At 73.5% G+C, this 20,384-nt stretch carries 20 protein-coding genes and 1 other annotated feature; of the genes, 9 read left to right on the forward strand and 11 right to left on the reverse strand.

The window, feature by feature from the left end:
* Positions 1–55: 55 nt before the first annotated feature.
* From F7Q99_RS02290 to F7Q99_RS02300, 3 genes are read left to right on the forward strand one after another with little or no spacing between them, the layout of a single operon-like run.
* Complete coding sequence (locus tag F7Q99_RS02290; RefSeq protein WP_153459842.1) at positions 56–1,606, forward strand: fibronectin type III domain-containing protein; 1,551 nt, start codon at positions 56–58, stop codon at positions 1,604–1,606.
* A 31-nt stretch (positions 1,607–1,637) separates the two neighbouring features.
* Entirely contained in the window at positions 1,638–2,507 is an 870-nt protein-coding gene (locus F7Q99_RS02295; protein WP_230210137.1) for a papain-like cysteine protease family protein, read from the forward strand.
* A 12-nt stretch (positions 2,508–2,519) separates the two neighbouring features.
* On the forward strand, positions 2,520–3,539 hold the full coding sequence (locus tag F7Q99_RS02300) for a hypothetical protein (RefSeq protein WP_153459843.1): 1,020 nt from the start codon (positions 2,520–2,522) through the stop codon (positions 3,537–3,539).
* 96 nt (positions 3,540–3,635) lie between these two features.
* Here F7Q99_RS02300 and F7Q99_RS43575 read toward each other — a convergent pair whose 3' ends face one another.
* From F7Q99_RS43575 to F7Q99_RS02325, 5 genes are all read right to left on the reverse strand, one after another.
* Positions 3,636–4,010: an IS3 family transposase gene (locus F7Q99_RS43575; RefSeq protein ID WP_153465711.1), complete on the reverse strand. Its 375-nt coding sequence runs from the start codon at positions 4,008–4,010 to the stop codon at positions 3,636–3,638.
* Positions 3,936–4,049 (reverse strand) — a sequence feature (AL1L pseudoknot). It overlaps the preceding gene by 75 nt.
* On the reverse strand, positions 4,007–4,177 hold the full coding sequence (locus tag F7Q99_RS02310) for a hypothetical protein (protein WP_153459844.1): 171 nt from the start codon (positions 4,175–4,177) through the stop codon (positions 4,007–4,009). (Overlaps the previous feature by 43 nt.) The genes F7Q99_RS43575 and F7Q99_RS02310 overlap by 4 nt, the downstream gene beginning before the upstream one ends.
* Positions 4,178–4,494: 317 nt before the next feature.
* Positions 4,495–5,568 carry a serine hydrolase domain-containing protein gene (locus F7Q99_RS02315; protein ID WP_153459845.1) on the reverse strand — a complete coding sequence of 358 codons (1,074 nt, stop codon included), beginning with the start codon at positions 5,566–5,568 and terminating at the stop codon, positions 4,495–4,497.
* Positions 5,569–5,628: 60 nt separating this feature from the next.
* Positions 5,629–6,147 (reverse strand): GNAT family N-acetyltransferase, encoded by a 519-nt coding sequence (locus tag F7Q99_RS02320; protein ID WP_153459846.1) that lies wholly within the window; start codon positions 6,145–6,147, stop codon positions 5,629–5,631.
* 42 nt (positions 6,148–6,189) lie between these two features.
* Positions 6,190–6,606, reverse strand: coding sequence for an ankyrin repeat domain-containing protein (locus F7Q99_RS02325; protein WP_153459847.1), 417 nt, complete (start codon positions 6,604–6,606; stop codon positions 6,190–6,192).
* 387 nt (positions 6,607–6,993) lie between these two features.
* On the opposite strand from F7Q99_RS02325, the gene F7Q99_RS02330 reads away from it, so the two are divergent.
* The 3 genes from F7Q99_RS02330 (at position 6,994) to F7Q99_RS02340 (ending at position 9,569) form a co-directional block, all read left to right on the forward strand.
* Positions 6,994–7,188, forward strand: a complete 195-nt coding sequence (locus F7Q99_RS02330) for a hypothetical protein (protein ID WP_153459848.1) — start codon at positions 6,994–6,996, stop codon at positions 7,186–7,188.
* Between the two features lie 112 nt (positions 7,189–7,300).
* Positions 7,301–8,917 carry a hypothetical protein gene (locus F7Q99_RS02335; RefSeq protein ID WP_195910977.1) on the forward strand — a complete coding sequence of 539 codons (1,617 nt, stop codon included), beginning with the start codon at positions 7,301–7,303 and terminating at the stop codon, positions 8,915–8,917.
* A 277-nt stretch (positions 8,918–9,194) separates the two neighbouring features.
* Entirely contained in the window at positions 9,195–9,569 is a 375-nt protein-coding gene (locus F7Q99_RS02340) for an RNA polymerase-binding protein RbpA (protein ID WP_153459849.1), read from the forward strand.
* Between the two features lie 101 nt (positions 9,570–9,670).
* Here F7Q99_RS02340 and fxsA read toward each other — a convergent pair whose 3' ends face one another.
* The 4 genes from fxsA to F7Q99_RS02360 all read right to left on the reverse strand — a co-directional run bounded on the left by fxsA (position 9,671) and on the right by F7Q99_RS02360 (position 14,288).
* The gene (gene fxsA / locus F7Q99_RS02345; protein ID WP_326846166.1) at positions 9,671–10,249 is read right to left on the reverse strand and encodes an FxsA family membrane protein; all 579 of its coding nucleotides are present in this window, start codon (positions 10,247–10,249) and stop codon (positions 9,671–9,673) included.
* Between the two features lie 67 nt (positions 10,250–10,316).
* Complete coding sequence (gene lnt, locus F7Q99_RS02350) at positions 10,317–11,945, reverse strand: apolipoprotein N-acyltransferase (protein ID WP_153465713.1); 1,629 nt, start codon at positions 11,943–11,945, stop codon at positions 10,317–10,319.
* A gap of 206 nt (positions 11,946–12,151) precedes the next feature.
* Positions 12,152–13,816 (reverse strand): amidohydrolase, encoded by a 1,665-nt coding sequence (locus tag F7Q99_RS02355; protein WP_153459850.1) that lies wholly within the window; start codon positions 13,814–13,816, stop codon positions 12,152–12,154.
* A gap of 31 nt (positions 13,817–13,847) precedes the next feature.
* The gene (locus F7Q99_RS02360) at positions 13,848–14,288 is read right to left on the reverse strand and encodes an Lrp/AsnC family transcriptional regulator (RefSeq protein ID WP_326846167.1); all 441 of its coding nucleotides are present in this window, start codon (positions 14,286–14,288) and stop codon (positions 13,848–13,850) included.
* Positions 14,289–14,517: 229 nt separating this feature from the next.
* Between F7Q99_RS02360 and F7Q99_RS02365 the strand changes: the two genes are divergently transcribed.
* The gene (locus tag F7Q99_RS02365; RefSeq protein ID WP_195910978.1) at positions 14,518–14,973 is read left to right on the forward strand and encodes a hypothetical protein; all 456 of its coding nucleotides are present in this window, start codon (positions 14,518–14,520) and stop codon (positions 14,971–14,973) included.
* 86 nt (positions 14,974–15,059) lie between these two features.
* On the opposite strand, the gene F7Q99_RS02370 is transcribed toward F7Q99_RS02365, so the two are convergent.
* The gene (locus tag F7Q99_RS02370; protein ID WP_153459851.1) at positions 15,060–16,223 is read right to left on the reverse strand and encodes an acyl-CoA dehydrogenase family protein; all 1,164 of its coding nucleotides are present in this window, start codon (positions 16,221–16,223) and stop codon (positions 15,060–15,062) included.
* A gap of 210 nt (positions 16,224–16,433) precedes the next feature.
* Between F7Q99_RS02370 and F7Q99_RS02375 the strand changes: the two genes are divergently transcribed.
* Entirely contained in the window at positions 16,434–17,048 is a 615-nt protein-coding gene (locus F7Q99_RS02375; protein ID WP_326846168.1) for a uridine kinase family protein, read from the forward strand.
* Positions 17,049–17,456: 408 nt separating this feature from the next.
* Positions 17,457–19,316, forward strand: coding sequence for an AAA family ATPase (locus tag F7Q99_RS02380; RefSeq protein WP_153465716.1), 1,860 nt, complete (start codon positions 17,457–17,459; stop codon positions 19,314–19,316).
* Between the two features lie 29 nt (positions 19,317–19,345).
* Here F7Q99_RS02380 and F7Q99_RS02385 read toward each other — a convergent pair whose 3' ends face one another.
* Positions 19,346–20,359: an NAD-dependent epimerase/dehydratase family protein gene (locus F7Q99_RS02385; protein WP_153459852.1), complete on the reverse strand. Its 1,014-nt coding sequence runs from the start codon at positions 20,357–20,359 to the stop codon at positions 19,346–19,348.
* Between the last annotated feature and the right edge of the window lie 25 nt (positions 20,360–20,384).

Here is a 20,384-nt window from a genome sequence, read left to right on the forward strand (position 1 = left end):
CCCGGCACTCAATCCACCCGAGGAAAGAGGTGTGGTTATGCCTGGACAAAGAAGGGTGAGCAAGCGGGGACGCCGGACCCGGGTCTCGATGCTCGCAGCCGCGGTGGCCGCGACGGGGCTCCTCATCGGCGGCACCACCGCGCTCGCCGGAATCCACTCCGGCGGCCGGACTCCCGCATCGGCCGACGCGGCCGCGACCGGCCTCACGCCGGCATCCGAGCCCCAGCACGACGCGCCGGCCGCAGTGGCCTCGATACCCGCCGACGATCCGCCGAACGGCCTGGTGTACACGGGCCTTCAGGCCGCCCCGACGGGCAACCGCTGTGCCGGGGTCCTCAGCACGGCGGACGGTCACTGCACCCACGGACCGGACGCGCCGCCCAAGGGCGTGGACATCAGCAAGGACACCCCGCCAGCGGTGAAGCCGGAGTCCGCAGCGAAGTCCGACACTTCGCCAACCGACGCCACGCCGGCCCTCGACGCGCGGGCCGGCCAGTCCGCGACCGCGACGGCACCGCCCCCGCCGGGCTCGACATCCGCTGCGGGCAGCGGGGTTGCGGCGGCGTCCGACCAGACCGTGGTCTGCGACGGCGACGGGAACACCGGCAACCGGGTGCAGGTCGTGTACGCGCACGGGCCGGGCCGGGACCGGTACGCGGAGTACGTCGCGTCGTTCCGCAAGTGGGCCGCCGAGGCGGACGCCATCTACTTCGCCAGCGCGCAGGAGACCGGGGGCGTCCGCCACATCCGGTACGTGACCGCCGCTGACTGCACCCCGACGGTGCTCGACGTCGAGCTCCCGGACGCGGCCCTGGCCGAGTTCGGCGCGATGAACTCCGCACTCGCGAAGAAGGGGTTCGACCGGCGCGACCGCAAGTACATGGTCTTCACGGACGCCAAGGTCTACTGCGGCATCGGCACCTTCGCCGGTGACGAGCGATCCGGCCAGGACAACCAGAGCAACTTCGGCCCGTCGTACGGCCGGACGGACTCCGGCTGCTGGAGCGGTTCCACCCCCGCGCACGAACTCGGCCACAACCTGGGCGCGGTGAACAACAGCGCACCCAACTCCAGCAAGGGTGCGCACTGCACCGACGAGTGGGACCTCATGTGCTACTCGGACACGCCGTACTACCCGCAGATGCGCTACGTCTGTCCCGACCAGGGCCACGACAAACGGCTCGACTGCAATCACGACGACTACTACAACACCAACCCCGCGCCCGGCAGTTACCTCGCCACGCACTGGAACATCGCGAACAACCAGTTCCTGCTGAAGGGCAACGGCACCAAGCCCGACCCCACCGCCAGCCCGACCCCGCACCCGAGCCCCACCGGCAGCACGGGCCCGTCGACCGGCCCGGACGTGACGGTCGGACAGGTCACACGGGACTCGGCCGTCGTCAACTGGACGACCGCCAACTCGGCCGAGTGGTACGAGGTGTTCCTCAACGGCAGGCACCTCGACTGGGTGAAGAAGACCTCCACCCGGATCTACAACCTGCGTCCGGACACCGACTACACCATCGCGATCTCGGTCCGGGACGGCGCCGGGCACGACTCCAAGCCCGGCCGCGCGGTGTCCTTCCACACCCCGAAGGCCTGACGCCCCGCGGATTCCGGATCAAGGAGCACGAATGCACAGACGTCGCATGTCCCGCCGCAAGAAGACGCTGATGGCCGCGACCGCCGCCACGGTCTCCGGCGGTCTGGTGTTCGGCCTCGGCGCCCTCGCCCAGGCCGACCTGGTCAACGGTACGGTGACCGCCGGCAAGGGCCGCTACAACAGCATCAACCACCGGTCCAAGCCGTCCCTTTCGGCCCAGATCAGCGGTTCCTCCCGGATCGGCGACAAGGTGCCGATGTCATGCCGGACCACCGGGGACGCCGTCGAGAACAACTCACGGTGGATCCGCTCCGGCTCGTTCTACATCGCCGCCGCCTTCATCAGGGAGAGCACCGACAGCCTGCCGGTCTGCGGCTCGACGCCCAACCCCGGCCCCACGCCGCCCACGACGCCCACGACCGCCCAGTCGCTCAAGATCACCATGCTCAAGCAGGTCAAGACCCAGTGGTGCTGGGACGCCTCCGGCCTGACCATCGCCAACTACTGGGGCAAGACCGGCGTCAGCCAGGAGGACTTCTGCCGGCTCGCCTCCCAGGGCACCTGGGTGAACTGCAACAACCAGCCCGCCACCCTGGAGGACATGGCCAACGGGCTGGCCCGGATCGGCCTGGGCAACAGCGGCCGCAGCCTCTCCCGCAACGCCTCGTTCGCCGAATCGGCCGCCGAGATCACCGCCGGCCGCCCCTTCGGCGTCCGGATCGGCTGGCGCAGCGGCGGCGGTCACATGAACGTCGTCTACGGCTACGACCCCACCACCAACATGATCGCGGTCGGCGACCCGTGGCCCAGCACCCAGACGTACACCTGGTGGAACTACGCCTCGTACGCCAACAACAACTCGTTCCAGTGGACCCACTCCCGCATCGGCATCCACGGCTGAAGGAGAGACACGATGAGTCGACCGACCATCCGGACCGTGCGACGCGCCGCACGCGTGACCGTCCGGGCCGCCGCCGTCACCACGGCGATCCTGGTTTCGATCCAGTGCGGAAACCTTTCTGCATACGCCGCGGACGGTGACGGCATCGCGGGCTATCCGTCCGCCCAGCAGGTCCTCCAGAGCAACCAGGTCCGGGACACCGTCTCCCGCTTCCTGGTCTCCGCAGTGCAGGCCAACCCGGGAAGCCCGTCCGCCGCGGCGGACGGCGGCGCCGTCGGGGCTCCCGGGAACACGCCCGCGGCCGTCGCCGCACCGCCCCGGTTCGACCTCAAGGACCCGGTGCCGATGTTCGAACTCAGCCCCGACTTCGTCACCGGCAAGGCGCAGGCGACCCCGCAGACCGCACTGCGGCTCACCTACCTGGCCTCCCGGGTGACCGCCTCCGACGGCCACCAGGCCGCCGTCCTGCTCGCACCCCAGGGCAACCCCGCCACCGCGCAGGGCGACGGTCAGCACAACGTCGGCGCCGAGGGCTGGCAGCTGGCCGGCATCCGCGACGGCGACACCGAGCTCGGCCTCGCCGAACGCGGCACTCCGCAGGCCCGCACCTTCACCGAGCCGCAGATCCACGCCTGGTACCGGCTCACCGCCGACGGCGCGGTCGAACCGCTCAACGAGGAGGCGACCACCAGCCTCGGCGGACAGCGGAGCATGCCGCTCGCCGCCTACCAGAAGCTGGTCGCCACCCGGTACGCCGACAAGCTGCCCGGCTCGGAGTACGACCGCAAGGGCCTGGCCGGCGGGTTCGCCGGCCTGACGGACGGCCAGGCGGACAACCAGGCGGACAACCAGGCTGACGGCCAGGCCGACTATCAGGCGAGCGACCGGGCGGCGCAAGTCGCCGCCGGGACCGGCGAGCGGGCGGCGGAGCACGCCTGGCAGCCGGTCGCCGTCACCGGGGCGGCGGCCCTGGCCGCGGTCGGCGCGGCCGCGCTGTACACCCGCCGCCGGCGGACGTCCACGACACGCTGACCCACACACAACGGCCCGGCGCCGGTCCACGGAAGTCACGAGACCGGCGCCGGGCTCAGCTGTGCCCGCGTGTACACACGCGAGCCGGGGACAACGTCACAACAGTCTGTGCCACCCGGCCGTCAGCGGTGCGGCTTCCGCCGCCGGCGGCCGGGCCGCCCTGCGGAGCCGGTGGCCCGAAGCGCCGCCCGCTCCGGTCAGACCGGCCTCCCGCATCAGCCGTTCGACCGTGCACCTGGCCACGTCGACGTTCTCGGCGCGCAGGCGCGTCCAGACCCTGCGGGCGCCGAAGGTGTGGTTGCTCTCCTCATGGATGCGACGGATCTCGGCCAGCAGCTCCGCGTCCCGGAGGGCGCGGGCAGACGCGGTCCGGGAGCGGGCCGCGTAATACGTCGACGGGGGGATCCGCAGTATGCGGCAGATCCGCTCGACCCCGTGCGGCTTCCTGTGCGCCTCGACGAACCGGATCAGCGCGAGCGTCGCGGGTCGAGCTCCCGCGCGAAGAAATCCGAGGCCGCCCGGAGAATCTCGTTCTCCCGCTCCAGCTCGCTGATCCTCCGGCGCAGCACGTCGACCTCACCGTTCTCCGGGGACCGCCGCCGGCGGCCGTTCGAGGATGTCGTCTCCGTCTGATTCACCCGTTGCTCCAATCTCTCGGGGTCATTGCAGGCGCCGCGCGCAGGGCCGTGCCACCGACCTCGGGAAGGGGCTCGTCAACGCGCGGTCAGAGCCATGCCAACGAAGACGCGGGCAGCCCGGCGGGCGTTCCCTGATTTGTCGGGAAACGTCCGCCGGGCCGATCGGGAGACACGTGCGGTCCGCTGGTGACGCCCGCGCGCCGATCGGAACGCACCTGCGCCGCGCGGCTGCGCGGTTTCCGCAGCCGACGCAGGACACCATTCCTCAAACCCCGCCCTGGAAACGGTGGTTCGTACCTGATCCACCTGATCCAGTGTCAGCCGAAGACGGCCCGGCGGAAGGCGTTGCGCAGGTCGGTGAGCGGCTGGGTCTCGCCGTCGTGGTGGACCTTGTTGGTGAGCAGCAGCGCCCAGCGGCCGAGCCGACGGGAGATCCAGATCCCGGTGCCGGTGAAGCCGTAGTGGACGAAGGTGCCGTCGGCCGGGTCGGTGCCGGGGGCGCACAGCCAGGAGAGGCCGCGGGCAGGGGTGAGCCCGCCGGTCTGTTCGCGCAGTGACTCGGCGAACCACGGCTCACCCCAGGGCAGGCCGGGCGGCGGGTCGAGCAGGGCGGTGAGGAAACGGGCCAGGTCGCGGGCGGTGGAGAAGGCGCCGGCGTTGCCGGACACACCTCCGAGCAGCCGGGCGGAGGGGTCGTGGACGACTCCGCGCAGGTGGGCGCCGACGGTCTCGTCGTACTCGGTGGGCGCGGTGTGGGCGGTGTCGCCGGGGCCGAGCGGTCCGTAGCGGGTGTCGGCCATGCCGAGGGGCCGCCAGATCCAGCGCGTGGCGAGGTCGTCGAGCGGGGCGCCGCCGAGGTGTTCGACGAGGTGACCGAGGAGCACGGCGGCGCGGTCGGTGTACTCGACGGCCGTGCCGGGCGCGCGGTGCAGCGGGGCGGCGATGATCCCGGCACGGATCGCCGCGAGGTCGCGCCCGTAGAGCCGTTCGAAGTTGGTGCGCGGGAGCAGTCCGGCGGTGTGGGTGAGGAGTTGACGGGCCGTCACCTCTCCGGCGGGGTGTCCGGCGGCGGCCGGCCAGTAGTTCCCCAGCGGCTGGTCGAGCGGGAGCCACCCGGCCTGCCGGAGCACCCCGGCGCAGGGCCAGAGCGCGACGATCTTGGTGACGCTGGCGAGGTCGTACCGGGTGTCCGGCCCGGGCGCCTGCCGCGCGTACGGGCCCGGCCCGAGCACCCCGTGGCTGCCCTGTCCGGCCGTTCCCGCGGCGTCGCCGACGGCCCAGACGGCGCCGGCCCCGATGCTGCGCACGCCGACGCGGACCAGCCGGTCCACCTCCCCGCCGGGCGCGGCCAGGGCGGGGAGCCGGTCGGATGCGGGCGGTTGGTGGCTCATCCGTCCCCCTGCGGGTCCCCGGACTCGTCTCGACGGGAGCCTACCCGGTGGGTGGGCCGGTCAGACGGACGCGGCGGTGAACTCCTTGCCGAGACAGATGCTCTGCGGGTGCTCGCGGTAGATGCCGAACTTCCGGATCGCCGCGTACCCCTCGGACCGGTAGAGCGCGACCGCCTCGGGCTGTTCGGTGCCGGTCTCGAGTATGAAGCGGGTGCGCCCGGCCTCGGCGGCGGTCTGCTCCAGGTGGCGCAGCACCGCCCGGGCGAGGCCGCGGCCGCGGGCCGTGGGGATGACGAACATCCGCTTCAGCTCGGCGTCGCCGTCGCGCACCCCGTGCGGACCGGCCTGCTTGGCCCGCCAGCCGCCGCAGGCGACCGGCCGGCCGTCCAGGTAGGCGATCAGGAAGAGCCCGGCCGGCGGGTCGAAGTCGTCGGGGTGCAGCACGGTCTCGTCCGGGTCGCCGTAGCGGCGGACGTACTCCTGCTGGACCTCGGCCGACAGGGCCTGCGCGTCGGGGTGGCCGTAGCCGGTGACGCGGAATTCGACGGTGCCGGTGTCCTGGGCGGCGGTGGTCTCCATGGTCGAAAATCCTACGACGGTCGAAAAGCCTACGACCTCGGCTCAGCGGCCCTCGAAGCGGGCGACCAGGTCATCCTTGCCGAACATCCGGGCGGTGTCGGCGGCGGACGGGGTGCCGGCCTGCGGGTCCGCGCCGCCGGCCAGCAGGGCGGCGAGCACGTCCTCGGCGCCCTTGAAGACGGCGCCGGCGAGCGGGGTCTGGCCACGGTCGTTGGCGCGGTTCGGCTCGGCGCCGCGCTCGATCAGCGCGGTGACGGTGGCGGCGTGGCCGTGGTAGGCGGCGAGCATGAGCAGGGTGTCGCCGCGGTCGTTGGTGAGGTCGGCGGGCGCGCCCGCGTCGACGTACGCGGCCAGGGTGTCGGTGTCGCCGGCCCGCGCGGCATCGAAGAGCTTCCCGGCCAGCGCGATCACCTCGGCGTCGGGGGCGTCGGCGGGCTGCTGGCTGGCGGCGTCGGTCATGGCGGGCGGCCTTTCCTCGTGGCGGGTGGCGGGAGCTGCGCGTACCGCACCGTAGCGGCCGGGCGAACGCACCGGCCAGCACGCGTCCGGATGGCGGATGGCGGCTCCACCGGGGAAGACACACCGGCCGAAGGGCTGCACAGCCGTTCGAGCGAACTTTTCCGACCCTTCGGAGACGCCCCGCCCATCCGCCGGGAATGCCTCGCCGCACCGAACCAGTGCGGTGCGCGGCCCCCACCCCGGCCGGTTCGCCTACCCCCGTCCGGACTCCGGAGCGGTATTGAACGGTGAAACCACCCATTTGCACCGTTCCATCATCTATTACTTTTTGTCACGATGATGACACTTTCCGTCACTGCCCCTGTCCCCCTCCCCGAGGAGCAGAACATGATCCTCTCGATTTCCGGCATCGTCCTGTTCGGCACCATCGCCTTTCTATTCTTCCGCAGGGACGGACTAAAGGTCTCCCACGCCATCGTCTGCGCCCTCTTCGGCTTCTACATCGCCGGCTCCTCGATCGCACCGAGCATCACCGCGGGCGGCGCCAGCCTCGCCAGCCTGCTCGGCGGCCTCAAGTTCTAGCGCCGCCACTCCCCGTACGGGCCCGGGCGCGGATCCCACCGCCCCGGGCCCCGTCGTTCCACGAGCACCGCCCCCTCACCCCACCCGTCCCACTCGCCCGGGGAGTCAAGCAATGCCGCTCCACCGCCACCTCGGCAAGGGCCGCGAGATCGCCCGAACCGCCGGGGACCACGCCTCCGACATGTTCGCCCCGCTCACCGTCATCGGCCGCGGGCTGCGCCACCAGGCCGGCTGGGCCAAGAGCCGCTGGCAGGCCACCCCCAAGGACCGCCGCGGCCCGACGCTGTTCCTGACCGCCGCGATGCTGATCGGCATCTACCTGCTGCCGCACGGCCTGCTGTTCGCGCTGATCGCGCTGATGGCGGGCGCCGCGTGGAGCGGCCGGTCCCCCAAGGCGCCGCCCGCCCCGCCCGCGCCGGACGTCGCCGACGTCAAGCTCTCCGCGCTCTACTCGGCCCTCACCCCGTACCTGTGCGGCCCCGAGGACGCCAACCCGCTCTACCACTACGAGGGCAGCCACAAGAACGCCTTCACCGCCTGGGAGTTCGACGGCGACGGCCGGCTCTCCCGACTGGAGCTCACCTACCCCGCGTACTTCACCGACACCGAGCCCGCCGCCCGGGCCCGGATCGAGCAGGTCGTCCAGGGCAAGGCGGGGCGGGCCCGGGAGTACCGCTTCGACTGGGACGAGGAGTCCAACAAACTGCGGATCACCGCGATGACGCCGCTGCCCACCGACATCGTCGCCCAGCGCTTCGTGGCCGCCCCCGGCGAGATCGTGCTCGGCTTCACCGACGAGGACGGCACCGCCCGCACCATCCCGGTCTGCCAGGGCGGGGCCGTCACCCAGCAGCCGCCGGTGATCTGGCGCACCGGGCCGCGCTCGGCCGAGCCGCACCTGCTGGCGCTCGGCGTCGCCGGCCACGGCACCTCCAGCCTGATCCGCTCCGTCGCGCTCCAGGCACTGCCGTACGCCGACCTGGTGGTGATCGACGGCGCTGGGACCGGCGAGCACGCCTGCCTGGTCAACCGGCCAGGCGTGCACACCGTGGAGACCAGCCTGCACGGCGCGCTCGCCGCGCTGGAGTGGGCCGTCCAGGAGACCGAGCGCCGGCTCACCGCCCTGAACGCCGCCCGGCACCGCGGCACCGCGCCGCCTGAGGACGCCACCCGGCCGCTCTGGCTGATGCTCGACCACCCGACCGAGCTCAGCGAACTCGCCCAGGCCGAGGGCCGCCCCGACCCGCAGGACCTGCTGGAGCTGCCGCTGCGGCACGGCCGCGCCGCCCGGGTCACCGTGGTGATCGCCGACGACATCGAGGCCCGGGACCGGATCACTTCCACCGTCCGGGCCACCACCCGGGCCCGCGTGGTGCTCGGCCCGGCCGGCCCCGAGGAGGGCCGCGCCGCGCTCGGCGCGCCGCTGGACATCGCGCCCGCCGCGCTCGCCCCGATCGGCCGCGGCTACGCCCGCATCGGCAACGGCGCCCCCGTCCGGCTCCAGGTGCCCACCACCGTCGACCCGCTGGACGAGGACGCCCCGGCCGCGCTGCGGGACGCGGTCATCGCCCTGCTGCCGCACCGCGACACCCGCACCGAGGCCGCCGTCGAGGTGCCGCCGCGCCCGGAGCACCCGCCGCTGGTCCGCCCGGCCGAGCCGGCCCCCGGGGCCCACCCGGTCGACCTCGCCAAGGGCGAGCCGATGATCCGTTCCCGTCCGATCTCCTGACCGCAAGGATCGGGGGCGGCGACCGGCGCCGATTGCCGTCCCGGTAGGCTCGTCACGGAAAGGCCGACCGATCACCAGATGTGAAATAGGTGACACCCGGGGTGACATCACCGACCAGATGTGACAAATCGGGCGTCGGTGGGTACAAACAGGGGCGGCACGACAGACGACGCATGTCCCGGGACGGGAATCTTCGTCGGAAGCCGAGCGTTGACCGAACGACGAAGAACAGCGACCAACCAGTCCTGTGGGCCATAAAGCCCGGGAGGCACGATTCATGAGCGAGCGAGCTCTCCGCGGCACGCGACTCGGGGCCACTAGCTACGAGACCGACCGTGGTATCGATCTGGCTCCCCGCCAGACCGTCGAGTACGCATGTCAGAACGGACACCGATTCGAGGTTCCTTTCTCGGTCGAGGCGGAGATCCCCCCGACCTGGGAATGCCGCTTCTGTGGCCAGGAAGCAGCACTTCTCGACGGCGACGAGCCGGAGGAGAAGAAGGTCAAGCCCACGCGCACCCATTGGGACATGCTGATGGAGCGCCGGACGCGCGAGGAGTTGGAGGAGGTGCTGGCCGAGCGGCTGGCCGTGCTCCGCTCCGGCGGGATGAACCTCGCGGTGCATCCGCGGGACACCCGTAAGAGCGCCTGACCTCGCTCCCGCCATCGGCGGGAGGCCGCGAAAAGGGACCCTGGTGACCAGGGTCCCTTTCGCGTTTCCGTCGCTTTCGTGCGCTCTCCGGTCCGTGCCCGTCAGCCGGTGATCGGCGGCCGGTAGGTGGTGTCCGGGTCCTGCGGGCCGCGCGGGCCGGCCTCCGGATCCACGACCTCGCCCTGGATCACCTTGCCGTCCGGGCGGTGGATGCGCAGCTGCTCCTGCAGCCGCATCGCGTCCGCGAGCGGGTCGGCGCCCACCGCGGCCGTGCTGCGCAGCGCCTTGTCGGCCAGCCGCCGGCCGGCCGCCCGCCAGAGCGCCCGGGTGGGCGGGAACAGCAGGGTGAGCGCGACGACGTCCGAGAGGAAGCCCGGGACGATCAGCAGCAGGCCGGCCAGGACCGTCATGGTGGTGCCGGTCTGCGGCTGCCGCGGCTTCGGGTCCCGGCTCTGCTCGATCGCCGCGGACAGCGCCTTCCGCCCGGCCCGCTTGATCAGCGAGCCGCCGATCACCGCGCCGGCGAGGAGCAGCAGCACGACGGTGACGCCGCCGAGCCAGGAGCCCACCCGGACCAGCAGCCAGATCTCCAGCACCAGCCAGGCGGTGATCACCAGCGGCAGTACCCGGCGGAGCCTTCCGCGCGTGGCCGGACGGGTGGGGGTTGCTTGCTGGGTCACGGTACGAATCCACTCCAGGCGGTGCTCTACGCGCCGCACGGGAGGTCCGGGCCGGCTACGGCACCGCCTACTTCAACGAATCCCCGGCGGCCGGTGTTCCGGCGGCCGGGCGGCGGCGCCGAGCGACCAGCACGCCCGCGCCGCAGGCCAGCAGGCCGCCGATGGCCAGCGTCCACTCCGGCGCGACGCCGACCCGGTCGGCGATCGTGGTGCCGTCGCGCAGCGGGACGGTCGCCGACAGCTCGGCCGCCGTCAGCTCCTCGGTGCGCTGCTGCACGGTGCCGTCCGGGGCGATCACCGCGCTGATGCCGCTGGTGGCGGCGATCAGCACGGCCCGGCCGTGCTCGACGGCCCGCAGCCGGGACATCGCGAGCTGCTGGTCGGGCTGGCCGGTCTTCGCGTAGGTCGCGTTGTTGGTCTGCACGACCAGGACCCGCGCGCCGCTGTCGACGGTGTCGCGGACGATCTCGTCGTAGGCGACCTCGAAGCAGATCACGTCGCCGATCCTGGCCGGGCCGAGCTGCATGACGCCGTTGTGGTCGCCGGGGTAGAAGTCCCGGGCGACCCGCTGGAGACGGGTGATCACCTTCATCAGCTGGGCGCGGAACGGCACGTACTCGCCGAACGGGACGGGGTGCTGCTTGGTGTAGGAGGCGCCGGGGCCGGTCTGCGGGTCCCAGACGATGCCCTCGTTCTGGACGTGCTGCGCGTCCGGGCCGTCCACCAGGGTGCCGACCAGGGTGGGCACGCCGACCGTCCGGACGGCCTGGTCGATGCGGCGGTAGGCGAGCGGGTCGCTGAACGGGTCGAGGTCGGAGGAGTTCTCCGGCCAGATCACGACGTCGGGGCGGTCCACCTTGCCCGCCTTGATGTCGGCGGCCAGCCGCTCGGTCGCCGCCGCGTGGTTGTTGAGGACCATCATCGGGCGGCCGAGGAAGTCCATGCCGGGGTTGGGCACGTTGCCCTGGACGATCGCGACCTTCACGGTGTCGTCGGCCGCGGTCGGCACCGGGACGACGTAGCCGGCCAGCAGCGCGGCCACCGCGCCGAGGGCGGCCAGCGCGGCGGCCTTCGGGGCGCGGCCGGGCCCGCGCAGGCGCAGCGCCGCCCAGGCCAGCAGCGCGCCGGAGAGGGCGACGGCGAAGGTCACCAGCGGGGCGCCGCCGATCGCGGCCAGCGGGGTGTACGGGGTCGCGGTGTTGGCGAAGGCGAGCCGGCCCCAGGGGAAGCCGCCGAGCGGCAGCCGGTCGCGCGCCCACTCCTGGGTGACCCAGAGACAGGCGGCCCACAGCGGCCAGGCGGGCAGCCGGGAGGTGACGGCCAGCCCCGCGCCGAGCAGCAGCAGGAACAGGGCCTCGACGATCGATAGGCCGATCGTCGCGTCCCAGCCGACCACGCGCAGCCAGCTGAGCAGCAGCAGGAAGAACGGCAGGCCGAAGGCGAAGCCCGTCCAGGCCGCCTGGCGGACCGTGCGATCCCGGGTGAGCAGGGAGAGCGCGGCGACGCCGACCAGCGAAAGCGGCCACAGGTCGAACGGCGGGAAGGCGAGCGCGAGCAGCAGGCCGGCCAGCACGGCGAGGCCGGTCCGGGGCAGCCCGGCGCGGACCCTGGCGAGGACGCGGGCGCCCCGACCGGGCCGGGACCCCGGGCTCGGCGGCTCGGGTGCGGCCGCGGACCGCTCCTGGGTGACGGACATGGTCACCGGCGCACCATCTCTCTGTGACTTGCTGTTCGGATGCTGTCCCCAGAAGGTACCCCGGAACGGGCCGGTGCCGGGAGGCGAGGGGTGCGGGCACGGAAACGGTCAGAAGGTGCTTGGTGGAGCGGTGCGTCCGGCTTGTGCTGCTCGCCTAGGGGATCCGGGTGGAGGTCCTGGGCGAGCAGCGTGCGCGGACGATCGACCTACGCGGTCCGCACGGCCTCCTCGGCAGCCAGGTGGACCGTCCGGCCGCGGACGATCGTGCGCAGGCAGGTAGGGAGGGGGTGGCCCGGGGTGAGGTCGGGCAGGCCCGGGGTGCCGGAGCGCGGGTCGGTGGACCAGCCGGCGACGCGGTCGTCGGGGGCCTGGACGACCAGCTCGTCGGCGGCCCAGATCGCGTAGCTGGCGACCGCGCCCGGGACGAGCACGCCGTCCTGGTCGCGGCCGATCGCGCGCCAGCCGCCGCGGGTGTGGGCGGTGAACGCGGCGCGGACGGAGATCCGGTGCTCGGGCGTCCGGTGGAAGGCCGCCGCGCGGATCGTGCCCCAGGGGTCGAGCGGGGTGACCGGGGCGTCCGAGCCGAAGGCCAGCGGGACGCCGGCGCGCAGCAGGGCGGCGAAGGGGTTGAGGGCGGCCGCCCGCTCGGCGCCGAGGCGCTGGACGTACATGCCGTCCGGCCCGCCCCAGGTGGCGTCGAAGGCGGGCTGGACGGAGGCGGTGAGGCCGAGTTCGGCGAAGGCGGCGATGGCCTTGTCGTCCAGAGCCTCGGCGTGCTCGACGCGGTGGCGCAACGCCCTGACCCGGTCGGCGCCGACCCGCTCGCCGGCCGCCCGGACGCCCTCGATCACCGCGGCCACGGCGGCGTCGCCGATGGCGTGGAAGCCTGCCTGGAGTCCGGCCTCGGTGCAGGCGGCGACGTGGTCGGCGACCTGCTCGGCGGTCAGGTAGGCAGTGCCGGTGTGGTCCGCGTCGGCGTAGGCGGTGTGCAGGCAGGCGGTGTGCGAGCCGAGTGCGCCGTCGACGAAGAGGTCGCCGCCGGCGCCCACCGCGCCGAGCCTGCGAGCCGTCTCGACACCACCCAACTCGCCCCAGTAGCCGAAGACTTCGGGCCCCTCTCCCTCCGCGGCGAGGGCCAGCAGCGCGGCCAGGTCCTGCTCGGAGGAGATCTCCGGGCCCGCGCACTCGTGCAGCGCGCCGATGCCGAGTTCGGCGGCGCGGGCGAGGGTGGCGCGCTGGGCGCGGCGGCGCTGCTCGGCGGTGAGATGGGCGAGCGCGGTCTGCCGGACGGCGTGGTGGGCGTCCTTGGTGAGCGGGCCCTCGGCGGCGTACCCGGGCAGCTCGGCGAGGCCCTGGGCGAAGGTGCGCAGCGCCGTGGTGGCGAGCGCGGAGTGGACGTCGGTACGGGAGAGGTAGACGGCGGCGCCGCGGGCGGCGGCGTCGAGCTCGGCGAGCGTGGGCGGCCGGCCCTCGGGCCAGCCGGTCTCGTCCCAGCCGTGGCCGATGAGCACCCCGCCCGGCTCGGACCGGGCGTCGACGAAGGCGGTGAGGGCGGCCAGGGCGGCGGCCAGCGAGGGGCTGCCGGTGAGGTCGAGGCCGGTGAGCGCCAGGCCGGTGGAGGTCGCGTGCACGTGGGCGTCGACGAACGCGGGGGTGACCAGGGCGCCGTCCAGCTCGACGATCTCGTCGGCGGTCCCGGCGTACGCCTCGGCGGCGCCGTCACTGCCGACCCAGGCGATGTGCTCGCCTTCGACGAGCATCGCGGTGGCGAAGGGGTCGGCAGGGCTGTAGACGGCGCCGCCGCGCAGCAGGACGGTCCGTGGGCCCCTCCTGCCCAAAGGCGGGCAGGGAGGGAGAGTGCGTTCGGTCATGCCGCCAAGTCTGCACCCCCGCCACCCGGCCTCAGAGCTTCGGGGGGCGTGCCTCGTAGGGGGTGGAGAGGACGACGGTGGTGCGGGTGGACACACCGGCCGCGCTGCGGATGCGGGCGAGCAGGTCCTCCAGGTCGCCGGGGGCGCCGACGCGGACCTTGAGGATGTAGTTCTCGTCGCCGGCGACGCTGTGGCAGGCCTCGATCTCGGGCAGGTCGGCCAGGCGTTCGGGGGTGTCGTCGGGGGCGCTGGGGTCGAAGGGTTTGACCGAGATGAACGCGGTCAGCGCCAGGTCGACGGCGTCGGGGTCGATGATCGCGGTGTAGCCGCGGATCACCCCGCGCTGCTCCAGGCGGCGCACGCGCTGGTGCACCGCCGAGGTGGACAGGCCGGTGGCCCTGCCCAGGTCCGTGTAGCTCATCCGGCCGTCCTCGAGGAGCAGCTGGACGATGCGTTGGTCGAGATCCTCCACAGTGCGCAAACCTACCCGGTCGGGGGCGCGCGGGGCGCCCGGGTGGGCGTACACGGTGTCACCGGCGGCGGCGCGGGGTGTCACGCGGGCACATGCCGGCGGAATGTGGCGAAGGACACAACCCTGTGCATCACGGTGCGCCGGACCGCAGGGTTATGAGTCCGCGCCGCAGGGAAATGCTGGTTGTGGCCCCGGGCGACCACGCCGGGCCCGATCCGAGGGGGACCTCATGCCTGCTACCGACCAGCGTGCCCTGGGCTCCGATGAGACCGAGGATATGACCGGCCGCGACGCCCTCGCGGTCGAGAAAGGCCCCACGCCGAGCGCCGACCCGGGCGACGCCGACGGCTGGGAGATCTTCCGGGTCCACTGCCCCGAGTGCCGCCGCCCGATCGCCCTCGTGGCCGACGAGGAGCGGCTGCCGCTGCACGCACTGCTGCCGACCGCCTGGAACCCCTTCGCCCCCGCCATCTGCCCGGGTTCGGGCGCGCCGACCGACGACCTGGCCGAGGTGGATTCCCCCGAGGAGAGCCGGCCGGCCGGCTTCGACGCGCTGTTCAAGCTCCCCACGGGGCTCGACTGGCGCACCCAGCCGTTCTCCCACGCGGTGGCGCACCGGCCGGTGCGGGTCGCCGCGGTCGTCCCGCTGATCCCCGAGCAGCGCCGTCGGCTGATCCGCCGCTGACGCACCGCAGTTGACGAAGCATCAGACATGCCTCCGGCCGTCACTCCGCACCCCGGAGTGACGGCCGGAGGCCGTACCGAAGAGCCTCAGCCCTTCGTGAGGTGGCGGCCGATCACCAGCCGCTGAATCTGGTTGGTGCCCTCGACGATCTGCAGCACCTTCGCCTCGCGCATGTACCGCTCGGCCGGGAAGTCCTGGGTGTAGCCGTAGCCGCCGAGCACCTGGACGGCGTCGGTGGTCACCCGCATCACGGTGTCGGTGCAGAACAGCTTCGCCATCGCCGCCTCCTTGGAGAACGGGCGGCCCGCGTCGCGCAGCCGAGCGGCGGACAGGTAGAGCGCCCGGCCGGCCTCGATCTGGGTGGCCATGTCGGCGAGCATGAACGACAGGCCCTGGAAGTCGGCGATCGGACGGCCGAACTGACGGCGGGTGCGGGCGTAGTCGACCGCGAGGTCGAGGGCGGCCTGGGCGACGCCTATCGCACAGGCGGCGATGCCGAGCCGGCCGGAGTCCAGCGCCGCGAGAGCGATCTGGAAGCCCTGGCCCTCCTCGCCGACCAGCCGGTCGCGGGAGACCCGGGCGCCGTCGAAGTGCAGCTGCGCGGTCGGCGAGGAGCGCATGCCCATCTTGTGCTCCGGCGCGGCGGCCGACAGGCCGGGCTGGTCGCCGGGGACCAGCAGGCAGCTGATGCCCTTCGGGCCCTCGCCGCCGGTGCGCACCAGCGCGCTGTAGAAGTCGGCCTGCCCGCCGTGGGTGATCCACGCCTTCGTGCCATTGACCACGTACTCCTCGCCGTCGAGGTCGGCGCGGGTGCGCAGGGCGGCGGCGTCCGAGCCGGACTGCGGCTCGGAGAGGCAGTAGGCGCCGAGTTGCTCGCCGGAGAGCATGCCGGGCAGCCAGGCGGCGCGCTGCTCCTCGGTGCCGAAGGTGGCCAGCGCGTGGCAGGAGAGGGTGTGCACGCTCACGCCGAGGCCAACGGCCAGCCAGCCGGCCGACAGCTCCTCCAGGACCTGGAGGTACACCTCGTAGGGCTGCTCGCCGCCGCCGTACTTCTCGTCGTACGGGAGGGAGAGCAGGCCGGCCTCGCCGAGCGTGCGGAACACGTCGCGCGGGAAGCGGTCGGCGGCCTCGTCCTCCGCCGCGCGCGGCTGGAGTTCGCGCTGGACCAGGTCCCGGGTGAGGCTCAGCAGCTCGCGGGCCTCCTCGGTGGGCAGCTGGCGGTCCACGGCTTTCGCAGGGGAGGGGGTCATGGCGGCGGTCGCCTCCTCGATCGGGCGCCGGGTTCCTGGTTCGACAGGTCCGGCGCGGGTGTGGCAGGTCGGCCCGACCGGCACCGGGTTGCGGTGAACGGCCGTTCACAGGCGTGGCGATGCGAGTATGCCCGAAAGCCGCGCTGCCGTCACGACCAGCACAGATGAACTGTCCGGAGTGGCCGGGTACGGCACCGTAGGGTTGACGTCGTGGCCGTAACCGAATCCCCGCACTCCCCCGACACCGTGACCGCGCTCGCCGCCCAGCTGCGCGCGCTGCCGCCCTCCTGCGGGCCGGTGCGGCTGATCGCGGTGGACGGGCACGCGGGCTCGGGCAAGACGACCTTCGCCGGGCGGCTGGCCAGGGCGCTCGGCGGGGCGCCGGTGGTCCACCTCGACGACCTGGCCACCCACGCCGAGCCGTTCGGCTGGACCGCCCGGCTGCGCGAGCAGGTGCTGGAGCCGCTGGCGGCGGGCCGGGACACCGCGTACCGGGTGTACGACTGGACGCTGCGGCGGTTCGCGGGCACGGCCGAGGTGCCGGTGGCGCCGGTGGTGCTGGTGGAGGGCGTCGGGGCCGGGCGGCGGGCGGTGCGCCCGTGGCTGGCGCGGGTGATCTGGATGGAGCTGGACGCGGCGACGGCCCGGCGGCGCGGGGAGGAGCGGGACGGGCCGGAGCTGGCCGAGTTCTGGGTGGGCTGGGCGCGCGCCGAATCGGCGCATTTCGCCGCGGATCCGAGCCGCCCGTACGCCGGAACGCGGGTCGACGGAGTGACCGGGCGGATCGCGTCAGGCACCCTCGGTGAACCTTCAACATGCCCTTGACCTGCGCAGTCGTCAGGATTTAGGTTCTCACCAGTCGCCGGAACGCGAGGTTCCGAACGACTCGGACCCGGCACCCCCGGCTTGTTCCCCCGTGAGCCGGGGGTGCCGCCCCCTCTCCGCACCCTCGTCCGCATGCCCTCCGCGCACCCGACGGCGGCTCAACACCCGCGCGCGCGATTGTATTTGACCCGATGCGGCACCCTTCCGGATCAGCGCGGCCCCGGTACGATTTCAGGCAGGCGCATCTGCGCCCCGGGGGCTTCACGACCACCGGCCGGCTCCGCGCAGGCGGCCCGCAGGCTGGGGCCCCGGGCCACACCGCGGGGGGCGTGAGTGACGACGGTGGACAGTTCCGACAGCAACGCGGGCGGCCCGGACCGGCTGGCCGACCGCGCCTGGCTGCGCGCCATGGACGCCTACACGGCCGGCGCCTACGCCCGCGCCGAGGAGGAGTTCCGCGCAGCCGCCCGGCTCGACCCGGGCATGGCCGACGCATGGCTCGGCCTGCACGCCCTGCGCAGCGACACCTCGGCCGCCCTGCTGGCCATGTACCGCCACCAGAAGCGCTTCGGCGAGCAGCGCCGCCGCCACCGCCGCCCGCTCAGCTCCTGGTACTGGCTGGGCTGGTGGGTGCAGCCGGTCCTGGAGGACGCCCGCGACCTCGCGCTGGCGCACGCCTCGCACTGGCTGGACGGCCGACACCTGGCCGAGCTGGACCGGGCGCTGGAGCAGTGCCCCGCACCCAGCGAGGACCCGTCCGCCCAGTTCCTGTACGCCTGCCGGTCCTACCTGCTCAAGGACTGGGAGCAGCTGATCCGGGACACCGACCGCCTGCTGGACGACCCGATGCTGGGCATCGAGGCCGGGCTGTTCGCCGGCATGGCGCGGGTCCGGCTGGACATGTGCGCCCAGGCGCAGGCCCCGCTGGCCGCGTCGCTGGCCCGCTGCCGCTCCGAACAGCCGCAGCGCAAGGAGCTGCGGTACTGGCTGGGCCGGGCGTACGAGGGGGCCGGGCGCAGCGCGGCGGCGCTGCCGCTGTACCGGGCGGTGCACCGGGCCGATCCGGCGTTCATGGACACCGCCGCCCGGCTGGCCGCGATCTCGGCGGAGGACGCCCTCGCGGACGGCCTGCTGGAGGGCGGGCGTTCGGGCGGGCTGGAGGAGGCCTTCCCGGAGGAGCCGGAGTTCCAGGACGGGCCCGGGTACGGCCAGGAGCCGGGGTTCGCCGAGGGTTCCGCATACATCGAGGAGGCGGTTTCGACGGACGGCGCGCCGCAGGCCGCCGGCGAGCGCTCGGGTTCGGCGGCCCCGGCCGGCCCCGCCGCGTCGCACGTGCCGCCCGCGCCACTGCCCGTCCGGAGCAGGGCGCCGCGCCGCGCGGACCCGGTCGGTGCTCCCGAACCGGGCGGCAGCGAACAGGAGTTGGACGCCGCCCTGGCCGAACTCTCGCTGATGGTGGGCCTGGAGCCGGTCAAGCGCCAGGTGCGGGCGCTGTCCGCCCAGTTGCGGATGGCCGGGCTGCGCGCCGAGCAGGGCCTGCCGGTCCAGCCACCCAAGCGCCACTTCGTCTTCTCCGGTCCCTCGGGCACCGGCAAGACCACCGTGGCCCGGATCCTCGGGCGGGTCTTCCACGCCCTTGGGCTGCTCTCCGGCGACCATCTGGTGGAGGCCCAACGAGCCGACCTGGTGGGCGAGTTCCTCGGCCAGACCGCGGTCAAGGCGAACGAGCTGATCGACTCCGCGCTGGACGGCGTGCTCTTCATCGACGAGGCCTACAGCCTCTCCAACTCCGGCTACACCAAGGGCGACGCGTACGGCGACGAGGCGCTCCAGGTGCTGCTCAAGCGTGCCGAGGACAACCGCGACCGGCTGGTGGTGATCCTCGCCGGCTACCCGGAGGGCATGAACCGGCTGCTCGCCGCCAACCCCGGCCTCAACTCCCGCTTCACCACCCGGGTGGACTTCCCCAGCTACCGTCCGAACGAGCTGACCGCGATCGGCGCGGCCCTGGCCGGCCGGGACGGCGACGGCTGGGACGAGGACGCGGCCGAGGAGCTGGCCAGCATCTGCACCCACGTGGTGCGCGAGGGCTGGATCGACGAGCTCGGCAACGGCCGGTTCATCCGCACCCTGTACGAGAAGTCCTGCGCCTACCGTGACCTGCGGCTCTCGCTGCTGCGCGAGCCGCCGGGCCGGGAGGACCTGGCGACGCTGCGGCTGCCGGACCTCGTCCAGGCGTACGGGGAGCTGATCGACGGCCGGGGCTGAGCCGCCGGCCGTCGACGATCACTGAGCGATCAGCCCGGGAGACCCTGGAGACCCTGAAGGCCCTTGAGCAGCTCGGCCTCGCGCTCGGGGTCGAGCCCGACGTTCGGCCGGTCGGCGCGCTGCGGGGCGCTGCCGCCGATCGACCGCAGCCAGGCCCAGGTGTCCTCGACGGTCTCGGTGACCGGGCGGCAGCGCAGCCCGTCGGCGACCGCGCGGGCGACGGACGTGTTGTGCAGGTAGTCGTACAGCTCGCCGGGCGCCACCCAGATCGGCAGCTCGGTCCACGGTTCGACGCCGGCCGCCACGATCCGCTCCGGGTCGGTCCAGCACAGTTCGGCGTCAGAGCCGGTGGCTCGGACGCACGCCTCCAGGAGGGACTCGGTGGTGGCGTGCCCGGCCGGGCTGACCACGTTGTACGCGCCGCCGAGGCGGGCCGTGGTGGCGTCCAGCATCCAGCGCGCGAGGTCGCGGGCGTCGACGTACTGCAGTGGCAGGTCGCGCGGGCCGGGGGCGAGCACCGGGCCGCCGCGGGCGATCCGGCTGAGCCACCAGGGCAGCCGGCCGATGTTCTCGTAGGGGCCGATGATCAGCCCGGCGCGGGCGAGCAGCGCCCGTCCGCCGAACTCGGCCTCCAGGGCCAGCTCGGCGCCGCGCTTGGCCTCGGCGTACGGCACCTCGCCGACGGCGTCCGGCGAGCCTTCGACCACTCGCGCCGACTCGTCGGCCGCGGGCGCCTTAGGGTAGGCGTACACCGAACAGCTCGACACGTACGCGTAGTGCCCGACCCGGTCCCTGAGCAGGCGGGCGCTGTCGCGCACCGCCGCCGGGGCCCAGGACCAGGTGTCCACCACCGCGTCCCACTCCCCCGTCGCCAGCGCCGCGAGCCCGCCCTCGGCGGTGCGGTCGCCCCGCAGCACGGTCACGCCCTCGGGTGCGGGCTGCGTGCCGCGGTTGAGGGCTGTCACCTCCCATCCCCTGGCCACCGCCTCCTCGGCGACGGCGCGTCCGACGAACTTCGTTCCACCCAGCAGGAGAAGCCTCATGCCGACAACCCTGCTCCTCGGGTGG

Origin of the sequence: Streptomyces kaniharaensis, from assembly GCF_009569385.1 — a bacterium.
In the GTDB taxonomy this organism is placed as follows: domain Bacteria; phylum Actinomycetota; class Actinomycetes; order Streptomycetales; family Streptomycetaceae; genus Kitasatospora; species Kitasatospora kaniharaensis.